Here is a 14676-nt window from a genome sequence, read left to right on the forward strand (position 1 = left end):
ACAAAAGCAATGAAGAAGATTAATAAATATTGGGTTATCATTTCTAAACAGAATGCGGACTTAATCATCACAGAAGATATATCCCAAACCCAATTACCCAAAGAAAAAGTAATATTTTCTGCGTCTCCCGGAGAACAAATCGGTAAAGTTCACTTTTTATTACCCTATACAAAGGAAAATCTCAATTGCATAGAAGAGGCCTATGCGAAATACACACCCTGCACAAATCTGGATACAAATTCTGCATCATCTTTATTAAGTGAACAAGAGCGACAGGAAGGTTTCATTCCATTATTTGATGGGAAAACAATAAATGGATGGTGGTATTTAGGAGACAATCATAATTGCTTTGCAGTTAATCCTGAAGGGTTTATTGAATGGAAAAGCAAGGGGGGTAAGGCGTTAATGTCTTGTGAACGATATGATAATTTTATTTTACGATTGGAATGGATGGTTGAAAAAGGAGGCAATACAGGAGTATGGGTTAGAGCACCGCGTGGGAGTAGAGCATCTAAAATTGGATTTGAAGTGCAAATATTAGGTGATAGTGATACAACCGCATTAACCGATGATACGACGGGTGCGATATACAAAGTAGTTCCGCCGAAAGTAAAAGCCATGAAACCTGAAGGGCAGTGGAACGACCTTGAAATCATTTGTAACGGACCGTATGTTAAAGTAACATTAAACGGACAGGTGGTACAGGATATTAATTTCGACGAAATAGAAGAATTAAAATATCGCCTACGGAAAGGATTTATCGGTTTGACCGACCATGGAAATTATTGCGGGTTCCGAAACATTCGAATAAAACCTCTATAATTGGAGAACCACAATGAAAAGATTTATTCTCTTTTCAAAATTTGTATTTGCACAATTTATCCTACTGGTATTTATTTTTACTCATACGGCTTGTGCAGTAGAACCGATAATTAATAGTGAGACACAAATAGAACACGGGGTTGAAGTGGTCTCCGTCGAGGGGGATTGGAATTATCAGATTATTACAGCTCGTGTTCCATATATTGGGATTGAAGGTGATAATAAAACGGGACTGGCAAGGCTTGTTGTTCCTGTTCGCCAATTAAAAGAAAATAATAAGCTGCCCGCATTCTGTCATGTGCATTATGAAAAAGACATAGGAGGGGCAAAAAAATGGGCAAAAAATGGCTGGCTTGTTTCAACCGCGGTTTATACTCCTGCGGATGGAGAATCACCCATAGACGCTGCTTTAGGTAATGGTTATAATTTAGCACGGGCTATTATCCAATGGATTAAACGGATACCTATCGTTGACAAAACTCATATTCTCATTGATGGTGGTAGTCAGGGAGGATATATGGCTCTGGCAATGAGTGCAGACTTATTCCCTGTAATTGCCACTCATGCGGATGTACCTGTGGTAAATTGGGCGTATAATTTTGCTTATTTTGAGGCGAATAGAGGAATTGCAGGGGTTGGGAAACCTATAGACCAATCTCCAATGCCTGTGCTTGCAAGTGTTATTGGTCTGGCGGATATGTGTTATAAATACTTTCCTAAAGATTTAAACCACGAATGCTGGCATTACCTAAGTCCTATTTCTTATTTAAATTTAATAACAAATCCGGTAATGATAACCTGTGCTACGGGTGATATGCTTGTTCCCATTGAGCAAATGACACAAAAATATGTAAGGGAATATGATACCCAGCAGTTCCCTGAAGGATTTACAAGAGACTTTAAAAATCTTCCTTTCTGCTCACTTAGTAAAAAGGTGTTTGAGGAACTTATTCCCGAAGATAATTATGAAATATTTTTGCTTCAACCCCAAAAAAATAGTTTTGAGATTACTCGTGAGATGTTAATCAATAACAAACTAAAGCCAAAAGCCCGTCCTGAAACTGCCGATAAACCATGGAGTAAAACCAAGCAGTGGTCTCTTGTATATCTCGATGAAGGGGGACCTTCCCCTGTTGCGGGACATACCAAGATGGAATGGGCTTTATCACCCGATAGTTTTACAGAATATTACAAAACCGCTTCTCTGTCTCCTTCTGTACTTACTGTTGATAAACTGGAACATTTATTACGAAGATATAATGGTGAAATGGAGAGACAAATTTTGCTAAATAACGGCAATCCCGCACATAGATTAAACTATCCCCAACTGGAACAATTAGATGTTTTAATTTCGCTCTCTGAATTTGCTCGTATCAGTGAGGAGCATAAGAAACATTTAGAGGAAACTTATGAACAATCCTCTATTAAACCTTTTGGTTCTTCTATCAATGAATATCTTATGAAAAAAGTACCTATGTAATTTGTCATAACAAAAGATTTTTCGATATTATTTTATCTCTATAGAATTCACCAAAATTTAATATCAAAAAAAACGGTGGAGGAGAAAATAATGCAAACTTCATTGATTATTGAATCCAATGGACGCGGAAAAAGTGAATTAGACCGCTTACTGGAACAAGGCTGGACAGTGGTATCTATTACACCCAATCATGGAAAAAGTTATAATGACTTCTTGATTATTTTAGAGAAAAAAGGCGATTCCGAATCGGATAAAAAGGAAGATTAAATTCTTTTAGGAAATTATCCTTTAAACAATCTGTTTCACAAAGAAAATCATACCGATTACGATACACCATATCAATACAAAGCCAATCATACCTGTTAAAGAAGGATACGGGATTTCTATATTTTTGAAAGGTAAAAGTTTTTTATGCTCACCGGGTTCAACTCCTTCGGGAAGGGTAAAAGGAGCAATATGTCTTTCCCCTCTCTTAACAGGTGTATATAAACATCTGTATATTCGATTTAAATTCTCCTCAGAAATGGGTTTCGTGACTAAACTTACCAGAATACCCAGTGAAAAACCTGTAGTCAGATAAAAGGTCATTTGCCATGAGAGCCTCAATTTTTCCTGCCATAACATGAACTCGGGTAGATTTTGAGCAGCCCACCCTTGAAATGCAGGAAGGGAAGTAAGGACAAATACAGCAAAACTTCCGAGTGTTGAAGCCCATGCCCCTTGAGGAGTCGTCCGTCTCCAAAATAAACCTAACCAGAAAATAGGACCCATCATCGCTTGCAGGGAAAAAAATATTTCTAATCCACGGGGAACATTTGGAACTTGAAAAGCAAAGAGAATCCCAACTGCTACAATTACAATAGAGGTAATTCTGCCCACCGTAATATAGTGTTGTTCTGGCTTATCTTTAACTAAATAACGCTTATAAAGGTTTTGTGTAAATAAAGCCGATGAAGAAACCATAAAGGCATCGCAGAAGGACATAACAGAAGCCACCAGAGCAGATATAAATAATCCCAACAATCCAGGGGCAACACCCGGTAGAAAATCACGGGCAATCATACCAAAAACCTGGTCTGTTTGTCTTCCGGTTAAATTTGGATATAAAGCAATGGCACAAAGTCCTGTAAAAGTCCAAGCAATTGTGCAAAAACGCTTTAAAAGATTTCCCCCGGTTAACCCAACCCGTCCGTCCATCTCCGTTCTGCCTGCAGAACAATTTCCTAAAATGTGTGGCTGTGTAACAACACCTACCAGTGCATTAAAGCAGAGAATAATAACATAAAAGAGGTTAATTTCTCCCGGTGCAACTAATTGCAGCATTTCTGGATTGCTAATTTTATCCCGTAACCCTTCAATGCCACCTACTGCACGGAATACAAGGGGTAATAGCATAAAGGAGAAAATGACTGTTAATATTCCTTGAACAAAATCTGTAATAATTGCCGCTCCCAATCCACCTGCTACTCCATATAGGATAAAAATTCCACTCATAAAAAGGATAGAAATATATTTTGGTATAGCCCCGCCTGTTAATGCTTCGATTGTAGCACTGGCACCTAATTGAATAACCCCGATATTAACCGTTAACTGTATTACCCCAACAATAGCATAGAGAGCCCCAACTCCAGGGCTGAAACGTGCTTCAAAATAATCGCCCATCGTAAGGATACGCATCCGCTTTAATAAAGGAGGTATGAGCCAATAGAATGGAGTGCAAAACAGCCATAACCATTGATACCAGATACCTGAAATACCGTTGGTGTATACCTTTGAGGATACGCCTACAGCATCATTACCACTGGTTCCTGCCCCAAAAGAGAAGAACACCATGGTAACTTTACCAAACCGATTTCCTCCCATAAAAAAATCATGCATGTTGCGAATATTTCGGGCAAACCAGACACCTATAAAAGAAATTACCAAAAAATACAAAAAGATAGCTGCCCAATCAAAAATGGTCAATCCTAACATCTATCTATTCCTATGTAGTTTGCAAATTATTTTGAGGGAAAACAAATAATAAAATCATTTCACCTGAGTTCAATTTTAGATGGTTTGGAGGGTTCACAGGTTTCACTTCTGCGGTTATAGGGTCTAACCATAAGAAATCTCCTTTCTCTCTTACACTCACTTTCGCTTGTATTTCCTCTTTACCTTCATTAAAAAACAAATACCCATGAATTCCTTGAATAATCGCATGACGATATCGGATATTTGCTGTTGAAGGATACAAAAGAACATCGGGTTGAATTTTATTTCGTATAAAATCTAACAATTTTTGTGGATTATCCGCATGATGTTTTATCTCTGATAACGACTTCTGATAAGTAATAACCCTTTCCGCCTGAATTATAGGTTCTAATTTTTGGGTTAGTTCAAAAGGAAGTTGGTCTATATCATCAACGATAAGTAGAGGATATTTCATAGTAGAGACTTGAATACCCTCAGGAGTAATAATAGCGGTATTAAGGATTGTTTCTATATCCAGATAAAAAAAGTCAATTTGGTTCTCAAACAAAACTCGGGCTGCCATCCATGGGAGATATTCCACATCGGCTAATATGGCAATATCTGCCACAGGAGTTCCCTCTCCAACAAACCAGCATAGCCGTCTGCATTTATCAGCATAGTTTTTATAATTATTCCACCATACATTATGAGGACCCACATCCGGTGGGCGTTCATCTCTGCGGGGTCCTTCAATAGAATAATAGAAAGCATGGGGAATTAATAAATCTACGCCACGAATCAATAACCAGCCCGTTAACCATTCCATTTCTTCGTATGTAAAATTCCAGCCGTAGGCCCCAAAACATTCGTTCATATTTCGTTTGCGATTGTAATGTAATTTTGCTGAAGCACTACATTTCGGACCTGTGGATTCCGGACCTTCTATACTATTTTTATTAAAAGGTTCTACCCAGCGCCAAACGATATCTTGTCCCGGTATATGGAAATATTTAAGCGTATGAATATCCATAGGGCCTTTGGGATGTCCTGTTAGTGCAACGCCATGTTTCTCGCACCACTTGCTATAAGGCATATAGAATGCATATTCTAATCGCTTTTGAATGGCCCGATTAAAATCTTTTCGCACCTTTTGGGCTTCACTCGATTCTTCTCCCCACAACAAAGGGATACAAGGTTTAAAATCATACCCTACATTTTTTGAGATAAAATCAAGCATACCCCATGTCCATGGGACAGCATTTTTAATGGCTCTTCTACCCAATGGATTGGGTTCATCGGTAAAAATGCCGATAACTGTATTTCCGAAATAATCTTTAAACTCTGCATAGTATTTATCATGAACTAATTCAAAAAACCGTTGCACAGCATCGGGATTTAAGATATCCCCCGCAGGAGGTGCTTCTGGTTCACCATCATCCATTCCGAAATGAACACCCCGAATGGTACCCATAGAACGGGTATGTACATATTCATATTTGTCTGTAAGTAATATCAATTCTTCATCATCTTTCAAAGGGATAGCACTTTTTTCACGACGAATTAAAGCACGGGCAGAAAAAAGGGGATTACTTTCTACTACTTTACCTGCACATGAACCCGAAGGATACATTCCCTCATCATAAAGAATTATTCTCATATCTTTTGCATGAGCAAATTCTATAATAATTTTTAAGAAATAGAGCCAACGCTCTGACATAAAGCCAATAGTTCTGGGAAGTCCCATACGGGGGTGAGGAACAAGCCCATATACACCGTGCGTTATAAAATCGTTTAAATATTCTTGAATTTTTTTCTCTTCTAATTCGTCATTTAAAAACCAGAAAGGCATTAAAGAATATTTATGTGGAGGCTCTTGAAATAATTGGAGCAAATTGTCTTTTCCCATGATGAATTAAACCTGATTTTTTCATTGTTCTATTTATAAAAAAATTTCACATTTGAGCATTATTATAATGTAAAATAACATATAGAGGAGTGACCTGAAAAATGGTATATGACACAAAAATATCGGAAGAGGCAGTAAGTCAGACAAAGTTAATTTCTGCAGATATACCTGCAGACCTATGCACTAAACTACTACAACAATATGGAATGACTCTTTATGAAATTATCTGGTTTGAAAAAGATATAAACGACACTCAGATATTTAAATTATTACGGCAGATAATGGACCGTGGCTGTGAACATATTAATTCTCCCTCTATTTTAACTCCGAAAGTATCTCTCTTTTTTACCGCCCATCAAATTATTAGTGAAATGAGAAAAGATACAACAAATAAAATAGAAAAAAAGGACGACAATACTATTTTTTCAATCCCGATGGTTCATGCAATTCGGCAACTTCCCTTTGAGAAAAGGTTTATCTATTTATTACGAACCAAAGAAAATTTTACATATAGGGATTTAGAAACAGTAACGATTCGTCATCGTGATGAAATAAGTTTATTTCTTACAGAAACAAGGGAATTTTTAAGAATTCAATTATGTAAAGAAGCCCTATTACCTTTCTCTAATAATTCAGATTTATGTTCCGAAATTTATAAATATCTATCTCCTTATTTAGACAACGAATTAAATGCTCTGAATATTATGGAAATAGAGAGACATCTTTGCGAATGTGATAAATGCCTTCAAATCCTTGCAGACCATCAATATATTCATAAACAGGTTAATAATTTGTATCTCATTTCTGATAAAGAATTGTTATCTCATTTCTGGGCGGAAACGAATCTCAACAGAAAACAAAAAAATGGGAATTCTTCTGAAAATAATCAGAGAAAAACATCTCATAAAAAAAATTTTTATTTTTTCTCCTGGATACGGAATTTATTTCGCAGGAAAAAGTAATGATTGGTTCTCCCAATTTCTCCTAATTATGGAATGATGGTATTCACTTGTTTTGTTTCTTTTCATTATTATTTTCAGGAATTGTAGGCAAATAATTATAGACCCATTCTAAAAATTCGGGTGTTTCTTTGATAATTTCAAGGTCAGGGTCATTTTTGGCATCATAACGAAAATCGGGATTTTTATCAAGAGCTTCTTTTAAGTATTTCAATGCGGATTGTTTGTCTCCCTGCAATGCTTCAAGACATGCAAGGTTATAATAGAGTTTCCCATGTTCGGGAACAATGGAAATAGCTTTTTTGTAATACTCTTCCGCTTTTTCATATTCCCCTATCTCTACTAAAAAGTTTGCATAATTGTTATAGGCATTCAAATCTTCGGGGTCTAATTTTAATGCTACCTCAAAGTTTTCTTCGGCTAACTGTCTGTATTGGGTATCTTGCGTATTTATATATTGGTAACGATAAATAGTAGCTAAGAAAGAATGGTAACGGGCTTTTTGAGGATTACATTCTACAGCCTTTTTTAAGTATTCTATTGACTTTTCAATAGAAATGATATTGTATTTAAATCCAATATAACCTAAATAAGAATAGGCTTCGCACCAATCGGGATTTTTAGAAATAATTTCATAAAGCTGGTCAAAAGATTTAGCAAATTCCTGTTCCCGAATAAGTTGAACAGATGAAACAAATAATGCTTCTATGGAGGTATCCTTTTGTTTATCAATAGCAACACAGGCTTCACGAACAGTTTGTTTAGTTTGTTCATAATATACAAGCGGGTCGTCATCTAGAAAAAATAAGGCTTTTTTTAATAAATCAGAATAGTCTTCCTGTCTTAGTGTATAAATAGGGCGATAAGCATGGAAAAATTTTTGGAACTGTTTTTTTATTATGGAAAAAGGATTAAAATGTAATATAACGGAAAGCGAGAAAAGACACAACACGAAAAAGACTATTATATTTCGTACCCCATTTTTCATACCTGTCTCCTTTTATTAATTTCTTTTTATTATTCTACTACTAACACATCAGAGAATATATTACCATAATAGTAATTAATTTTCAAATAAAAAAATTAATATTTTTCTATATATCCTAATTTTTTAAGGATTTCAATTACAAAGAAGAGGGGTCCAATTAATAGTTGGATTAAATTATCTGTAAAGGCAGGCCTTCTTTTCTCAAAAACTGTATGTCCGATAAATTGGAGTATCCAACCTCCGATAAAGAGAAGCAAAAAAAGGCTGATATTAAGTTTCCAGGATAACAGACTAACCCAAAATGCAAGTATTAACAGAGGAGCAATAACAACAGCCATAATAATAGCAATTGTCTTGTCAAGCAGTAAATAGTAGATAAAAACGGCTATTGTAAAAAGTAAGGAAGCGTTAAGCCACCATGGCAAAGAAGGATGGCGAAACTATGAGAAGAAAAGAAGTATGGAAAATATAATTACAGGAATCCCAAAGTAATGAGTTAATCTGTTATACGGGTTTTTATGGTAACTGGCATATATATCTACCTGTTCTTTTAAGGTTTTCATTATTCTTTCCTTTTTTATATTAAATATTAAAACAACTAATTCACGGATTTTTATTTCTTTTTTTAAGGTAGGTTTAGGACAGCATCGGCTTTTTTCTTAAGGTTGTGACAGACAATATCTGGGGTATTCATTAGAGTCAGCACTTCCAATTCTGCACTTTCCACCATATCACGAACTTGCTGCCAACCTGAGAGATTTGGTTCTGGTCTCGCAAATTTAAGACAATCAAAGGGCACTTTGGTATAAGGTTTTTCCTGCCAGAATTTTTGTAGTTTGGGGTCTTCTGCAGAGGATTTGCGAATAGGGACATATCCTGTTTCAATAGCCCAGTTCACTGTATTTTCTTTAGATGTCATAAAACGAACAAATAACCAAGCCCTTTTCTGTTGTTCGGGCATTGTTTTGAATATTGTAATGTTAGGGCCAAAAAGAACTGTAACAGGGGAAAAATTTGTAGCATGAGGTAAAGGTGCTATTCCCCAATGAAAAGGTCTTTCTTTTTCTATTAATTCTAAAGCAATACGGAGAGAACTGGAACGAATCATATACGCAATTTCTCCACGAGCAAAGGCTATCTGGTCATCAAAAGTGCCAGGAATAATTACATAAGCAAGGTCTTCTTTAATTAATTGCTGTAAAAAAGAAAAAACACGAATGACTTCTGGAGAATCAAATAAAGTCTGGCGACCTTTTATAATTTCTCCACCGAAACTGTAAATCATAGCACTGACCGTGGAACAATCTATCGAAATTGCATATCCCCTCTTCCCTGTTTTCTTTTTTATTATCTGTAAGTGATTGTAAAATTCATCCCATGTTTCGGGTGCTTGCGGAATTCCTGATTCGTTCAAGACATCTTTGTTGTAATACAAAACAAGAACACTTTTGGCTAAGGGGAAGGAATATAATTTGTTATCAAAATCTGAATAACGATTTGCAGAAATAACAGCAGGGAAAAAATCATCTAATTCTTCTTTTGACAAACCTATATCAGGGTCATACAAATATTCATCAATAGGAACTACCGCCCCTGTAGGGATATATTCACTGGTCATACTTTCGTATGAAACTGCAAGGGCAGGTAACTTACGGGCTTGAATGCTTGCAGATACTTTGCGAAATATTTCGGCATAGCCACCTGCTTTTTCCACTTTAACTGGGAGGCCAGGGCATTGTTCGTTGAATTCATTGGCTTTGGTTTTAATAAATACAGCACTCTCTGCTGTTTGCCTATCCCAGAATACAACCTGAGATGAATTTAGTGGTATAAACTCTTTAGGAGATGAAAAAAAACAACCATTGCCTGAAAAGAATATCCACAAAAGGGAATAACAGATAATCATCTCCATTCTTTTAGGGTAAGACATTATTATCCTTTCAATCCAACGCGTATAGATTCTTGAAAGAAGTATCTCTGAGCGATTAAATAAATAAGGATTGTTGGTAACGCAACAATGGTAGATGCTGTCATGAGAAGATTTACACGAATTCCCGCATCACCCGAAAATACTGTTAAACCGACCTGCACCACCCGTTTTGCTTCATCCGCAGTAATTATTAAGGGCCAGAGTAACGAGTTATAACTGTTCAGAAATGTAAATAAAGCCACTGTAATCAGTGCCGGTTTTACAAAAGGAACGGATAAATATAATAGGAAGGAAAAATGTCCACAACCATCAATTTGAGCAGATTCGTAGTAATCTTCTGGAAGGGTCATAAATGCCTGTCGAAGTAAAAGTATTGAGAATGCATTAGCACACCACGGAGCAATCAGTCCCGGATAAGTATTATACCAACCCAATTTACTAATCAGAATGAAATTAGGGATTAATACAGATTCAAAAGGCACCATCATTGTAGCCATGATAATAGCAAATAGTATTGATTTTCCTGGAAATTTTAATCGTGCGAAAACATATCCCGCTAATATCGAATTTAAACAGACTGCGATTGTAATAATACCTGCGACCAGAAAAGAGTTAAAAAAGTATTTACCGAAAGGAGCCAATTGAAAAACGCGAAGCCAGTTTTCCCATTGCCAATGCGATGGAAAAATCCCTAATGAAGTTGTTGTTGCTTCTTCTAATGTCTTAAATGAAGTGGTAAACATCCATAAGAAAGGAAAACTCACAATTAACCCAAATATGAATAAAAAAATATATATCACTAATTTTATGAAATACCGATACAATAACGGAATAGAGAATAAATAATACGGTTTTTTATTTTGTATGTTATTGATAGAAAACATATCGTCTTGCCCACTGCCATTGAACAAAAGTTAAGGTCATAATCAAAATACTTAAAAAGATAGCCACCGCAGAGCCATACCCCCAATAACCGTATTCATAGAATTGAGAATAAATATGGAGCATTAGATTTTCGGTTGTTCCCATCGTTCTTCCACCAGCAGGACTTAGTGCATAAAAACTACTAAAAGTCTGCAAGGAGCGAATTAATTGGACTGTAATGAGGAAAAGCCATGTAGGTGTTAATAAAGGCAATTCGATATGAAAAAGTATAGGTAAGGGACGGGCTCCATCTATCTGGGCAGATTCATAATATTCCTTGGGTATTGTACTCATACCTGCAAGAAAAACAACTACTGCGAAACCAAAAGTATGCCAGATGTCAAATAAGGAAATGCAAAATAAAGCTAGACTGGGTCCATATTGTGGAGGTATTATTCCCCATGAAAGTATATGTAGCAATCCACGAGGTTCTAAAAGCCATCTTTGTATCGGAAATCCAAAAGAATCCAGAACAAAATTAAAAAGTCCTGCTTGAGGGTTATAAAAAATCCGCCAAACCATAGCAACGGCAACCGTCGATGTTACATAAGGGACAAAGAAAAGGGTTCTCAAAAAACCTTTTCCGCGTGTGATTTTTGAGAGGAAATAGGCAATAACAAAACCCAATATTAAAGTGGTAGGAACTGTCATCATGGCATAATAAATTGTTACTTTTAAACTTTGCCAGAACAGTGGGTTTTGAAAAGCAATAATATAATTCTTTAGTCCCACAAAGTTTCCCATATTTCTTTTTCCACCCCATAGACTTAACTGGAAAGCATAAAATAATGGAAAGATAAAAAAGGGGATAAGTATTACAAAAGAAGGTAACAGCATAATAAGAGCGGGAATTAAATGAGAGGGTCTTTTATTTTTTTTATCCGAAAATAGCACTTCGTTGTTCCTTTATTCCTCTATTATTATGCTATTTTCCTATAATATAACTTGAAAATGAAAATTGCAATGAAATTATTTTATTTCATGATACTCTTTGCTAAATAATGAATAGTCTTCGAAACAGCCCCCCGATTTTGTAAAACAATTTTTCGTGCGCGTGTTCCATAGTTTATGGGTTCATAAGAAGAGGATAATAATCTTTCCAATAGGGACGGAAGTTCATTGTAATCATTTAATTGAATGGCTCCATTATCTTTTAGGAGCGTATCCGCAGGTTCTTGGAAATTTCTCATATAAGGACCAAAAATAGGAACAACTCCCAATCCTGCAGGTTCCAAGGGATTATGTCCATCAACACCAGGAAACCAACTTCCACCAATTATTGCCACAGTTGCAATAGAATAAAATTGAATTAACTCACCTAAAGTATCTACAACAATTATTCGTTCTCCCTGATTCTTCTTCCCGTTTAGATTTTCACTTCTCAATAGAATATTATTAGAACCCAACTGATTAAGAATAATATCTTTTTTATCGGGATGACGTGGAGCAAGAATAAGCCATAGGTTTGAATATTTATCTTTAAGTTCATCCCAAATTTTTTTTGCAACTTTTTCATCTCCATCTCGAAGACTACCCAAAACGATGACCTTTCCATCGGATGGAATACCTAAAGAAATACGAAGACGACCCCTTATCCGAAAATCGACTTCTGTGGTAACGGCATCATACTTAATATTCCCAACAACATATACCTTGTCCGCATCAGAACCTAATTCGATAAATCGGTTTGCATATTCTTCAGTCTGGACTAAAATAAAAGAAAAACAACTTAAAAGTTTCTGGTAAATCTTTTTCCAGCGTTGATAGGTGCGAAGGAACCTATCGCTAATTCGCCCGTTGATGATTGCTATCGGGATATGGAATTTATGTGTTTTCAATATTAAGTTAGGCCAGAGTTCGGTCTCTACCAGAACTAAGATACGGGGAAATATTTGTTTCAGAAAGTGTTCAACAGATTTGGGATGGTCAAAAGGACACCATGTTATAGCAATAGGCATACCTTTATATTTTTTTTCTGCTTGCTGGTAACCGCTAATAGTATTCACTGTCAATAAAAGGGGTATTTCCGGAAATTGTTTTACCCACTGCTCAATAATAGGTGATATTTGGTTAACTTCTCCAACGCTACATGCATGTATCCATAAAGGATTTTTTATATCGGGAATAGGGGGTTGAAATCGTGCTTTTAAGGGAAAATATTTTTTGCTAAATTGAAGATAAATTTTGGCTAAAGGGGTTAGAATTCTCCAAAAACAATTATATAGAAATAACCACATATTGAATTGAATAATATCCTTTTAACCCCTTTTAAATTTTATAAATTCAACTCGTAATAAGGCCTAAAATATGTGTTGTAAAAATATAATTACGATGATTCTTTTCCAACGCTGAAGAATCGAGCACCTGTTGTATCGATAATATCAGGAGTCACAAAAATCAACAAGCTGGACTGTTGAACTTCTTTAGATTTTCCACGGAAGAAAAATCCGATTAAAGGAATGTCGGCAAGATATGGCATTTTCTGATTACTATGGATGGTTTTATCCTGAACTAAGCCACCTAACACTAAAGTATCACCATCATGGACAATAACATTGGTCCATGCTGCCTGCCATGAGGTTGTCGGTAGAATAATTTCTGTCTTTGTTTCTGTTGTCCCAACAACATTCTTCTGCTCAAATTTCTTTTCACCAATTCGTGCACGCACTTCTGGGTTTAACCACAGACGCACTTGGTCATTATCTCGAATTTGTGGTGTTACAGAAAGAGCAATACCAAAGTTGAACGGACTGAATTGCGGTTGTGTAATTACGGATTGTGTTTGAGAACCACCGAAACCTCCTTCGGATACATATACTTCATTATATACCTGTGTTAGGTAGTATTCGGTCTGGAAATCAGCTACTACCGCTGGTTTTCTGTTCATGGTTGTAACACGAGGGGCACTTAATAATTCTGATTCTCTTAAACTATTCAAGTAATCAAATACTACACCTAATTGGTCACCATCGGCGTTGTCAATTATTTTAGTTACTAAATTTAAAGTTGATGCGGCAGCCGCAGGAGCCGGTGGATTTACTAAACCCGAAATTGTTCCTTGTGTTACAGAATTTCGAATAACATTACTTCCATCAGGACGAGTATAGAAAGGAACTTCTTCATCAACACCATCTCCGTTTATATCGTAACTGTAAGTTTGTTGAGATAGATAATCATTCTGTCGAGCCCTATTATTTAAGTCACTCAAATTTCCTGTCCAGTTGAAACCTATTTTCTTTAAGTCCTCGATACGCACTGTTAAGAATTTTGCTTCGATACTCACCTGTTTTGGAGTAACATCAATTTGCCCTAAAACCTGTTCAAATTTATCCAGGTTTGTGGGTGTATTTGTAACGATTAACATATTTGTTGCTTCGTTATAAGCAATCTTGGATAAAACCTCACCTGTATAAGGCTCTTTAACAGGAGGTATAGCATCAGCAAGAATTTGCAATCCGGACAATTCTGTTTCTTCAAAGCCGGCACCGGCTCCTAATTGTGCTGTTCCCTGAGCACCACCATAACCCGTGGCTGGAGTTCCTGTGGCTAATGCTCCTCTGCCACCACCCAATCCACCTGCACCGGCACCTGTGCCAACTTGGGTAATGCCCACAGGACCTAACTCACCGACTATCTGGTCACTAATGGTAGAAAACATATCCGAAATATTGCTTAATGTTGTAACATCTCGTCCAAAACCACCCATACCGCCAT

Annotated in this window: 14 protein-coding genes; 4 read left to right on the plus strand and 10 right to left on the minus strand. The window is 36.3% G+C overall.

Annotation, left to right across the window (positions count from 1 at the left end):
* From PLA12_04930 to PLA12_04940, 3 genes are all read left to right on the plus strand, one after another.
* Positions 1-822, plus strand: an 822-nt coding sequence (locus tag PLA12_04930) for a DUF1080 domain-containing protein (protein ID HOQ31841.1), incomplete at its 5' end; no start/stop codon positions are given.
* A gap of 13 nt (positions 823-835) precedes the next feature.
* Positions 836-2302 (plus strand): hypothetical protein, encoded by a 1467-nt coding sequence (locus PLA12_04935; protein ID HOQ31842.1) that lies wholly within the window; start codon positions 836-838, stop codon positions 2300-2302.
* Between the two features lie 90 nt (positions 2303-2392).
* The gene (locus PLA12_04940) at positions 2393-2569 is read left to right on the plus strand and encodes a hypothetical protein (GenBank protein HOQ31843.1); all 177 of its coding nucleotides are present in this window, start codon (positions 2393-2395) and stop codon (positions 2567-2569) included.
* Positions 2570-2590: 21 nt separating this feature from the next.
* Here the strand turns inward: PLA12_04940 and PLA12_04945 are convergent, their stop codons facing one another.
* Together PLA12_04945 and PLA12_04950 are read right to left on the minus strand one after the other, a co-directional pair.
* On the minus strand, positions 2591-4276 hold the full coding sequence (locus tag PLA12_04945) for a sodium:solute symporter family protein (GenBank protein HOQ31844.1): 1686 nt from the start codon (positions 4274-4276) through the stop codon (positions 2591-2593).
* A 10-nt stretch (positions 4277-4286) separates the two neighbouring features.
* Positions 4287-6161 carry a glycosyl hydrolase gene (locus PLA12_04950; protein HOQ31845.1) on the minus strand — a complete coding sequence of 625 codons (1875 nt, stop codon included), beginning with the start codon at positions 6159-6161 and terminating at the stop codon, positions 4287-4289.
* Positions 6162-6262: 101 nt separating this feature from the next.
* Here PLA12_04950 and PLA12_04955 point away from each other — a divergent pair, with 101 nt between their 5' ends.
* On the plus strand, positions 6263-7123 hold the full coding sequence (locus PLA12_04955; protein ID HOQ31846.1) for a zf-HC2 domain-containing protein: 861 nt from the start codon (positions 6263-6265) through the stop codon (positions 7121-7123).
* A gap of 43 nt (positions 7124-7166) precedes the next feature.
* On the opposite strand, the gene PLA12_04960 is transcribed toward PLA12_04955, so the two are convergent.
* The 8 genes from PLA12_04960 to PLA12_04995 form a co-directional block, all read right to left on the minus strand.
* Positions 7167-8108: a tetratricopeptide repeat protein gene (locus PLA12_04960; GenBank protein ID HOQ31847.1), complete on the minus strand. Its 942-nt coding sequence runs from the start codon at positions 8106-8108 to the stop codon at positions 7167-7169.
* A gap of 95 nt (positions 8109-8203) precedes the next feature.
* Complete coding sequence (locus tag PLA12_04965) at positions 8204-8533, minus strand: DUF962 domain-containing protein (protein HOQ31848.1); 330 nt, start codon at positions 8531-8533, stop codon at positions 8204-8206.
* 15 nt (positions 8534-8548) lie between these two features.
* Positions 8549-8671: a DUF962 domain-containing protein gene (locus tag PLA12_04970; protein HOQ31849.1), complete on the minus strand. Its 123-nt coding sequence runs from the start codon at positions 8669-8671 to the stop codon at positions 8549-8551.
* A 62-nt stretch (positions 8672-8733) separates the two neighbouring features.
* Positions 8734-10038: an ABC transporter substrate-binding protein gene (locus PLA12_04975; protein HOQ31850.1), complete on the minus strand. Its 1305-nt coding sequence runs from the start codon at positions 10036-10038 to the stop codon at positions 8734-8736.
* A 2-nt stretch (positions 10039-10040) separates the two neighbouring features.
* Positions 10041-10802 (minus strand): carbohydrate ABC transporter permease, encoded by a 762-nt coding sequence (locus PLA12_04980; protein ID HOQ31851.1) that lies wholly within the window; start codon positions 10800-10802, stop codon positions 10041-10043.
* Between the two features lie 103 nt (positions 10803-10905).
* On the minus strand, positions 10906-11856 hold the full coding sequence (locus PLA12_04985; protein HOQ31852.1) for a sugar ABC transporter permease: 951 nt from the start codon (positions 11854-11856) through the stop codon (positions 10906-10908).
* 80 nt (positions 11857-11936) lie between these two features.
* A complete protein-coding gene (locus PLA12_04990; GenBank protein HOQ31853.1) occupies positions 11937-13199 on the minus strand; it encodes a glycosyltransferase N-terminal domain-containing protein in 1263 nt (420 codons plus the stop codon).
* 89 nt (positions 13200-13288) lie between these two features.
* A partial coding sequence (locus PLA12_04995) for a hypothetical protein (GenBank protein HOQ31854.1) occupies positions 13289-14676 on the minus strand: 1388 nt, incomplete at its 5' end.

It is taken from the genome of Candidatus Hydrogenedens sp. (assembly GCA_035378955.1).
Classification (GTDB): Bacteria; Hydrogenedentota; Hydrogenedentia; order Hydrogenedentales; family Hydrogenedentaceae; genus Hydrogenedens.

Bases quoted from the DNA above. Each gene is read 5' to 3' on its own strand.
- PLA12_04935 (HOQ31842.1), top strand. From the start codon at position 836: ATGAAAAGATTTATTCTCTTTTCAAAATTTGTATTTGCACAATTTATC.
- PLA12_04940 (HOQ31843.1), top strand. From the start codon at position 2,393: ATGCAAACTTCATTGATTATTGAATCCAATGGACGCGGAAAAAGTGAA.
- PLA12_04945 (HOQ31844.1), bottom strand. From the start codon at position 4,276: ATGTTAGGATTGACCATTTTTGATTGGGCAGCTATCTTTTTGTATTTT.
- PLA12_04950 (HOQ31845.1), bottom strand. From the start codon at position 6,161: ATGGGAAAAGACAATTTGCTCCAATTATTTCAAGAGCCTCCACATAAA.
- PLA12_04955 (HOQ31846.1), top strand. From the start codon at position 6,263: ATGGTATATGACACAAAAATATCGGAAGAGGCAGTAAGTCAGACAAAG.
- PLA12_04960 (HOQ31847.1), bottom strand. From the start codon at position 8,108: ATGAAAAATGGGGTACGAAATATAATAGTCTTTTTCGTGTTGTGTCTT.
- PLA12_04970 (HOQ31849.1), bottom strand. From the start codon at position 8,671: ATGAAAACCTTAAAAGAACAGGTAGATATATATGCCAGTTACCATAAA.
- PLA12_04975 (HOQ31850.1), bottom strand. From the start codon at position 10,038: ATGTCTTACCCTAAAAGAATGGAGATGATTATCTGTTATTCCCTTTTG.
- PLA12_04990 (HOQ31853.1), bottom strand. From the start codon at position 13,199: ATGTGGTTATTTCTATATAATTGTTTTTGGAGAATTCTAACCCCTTTA.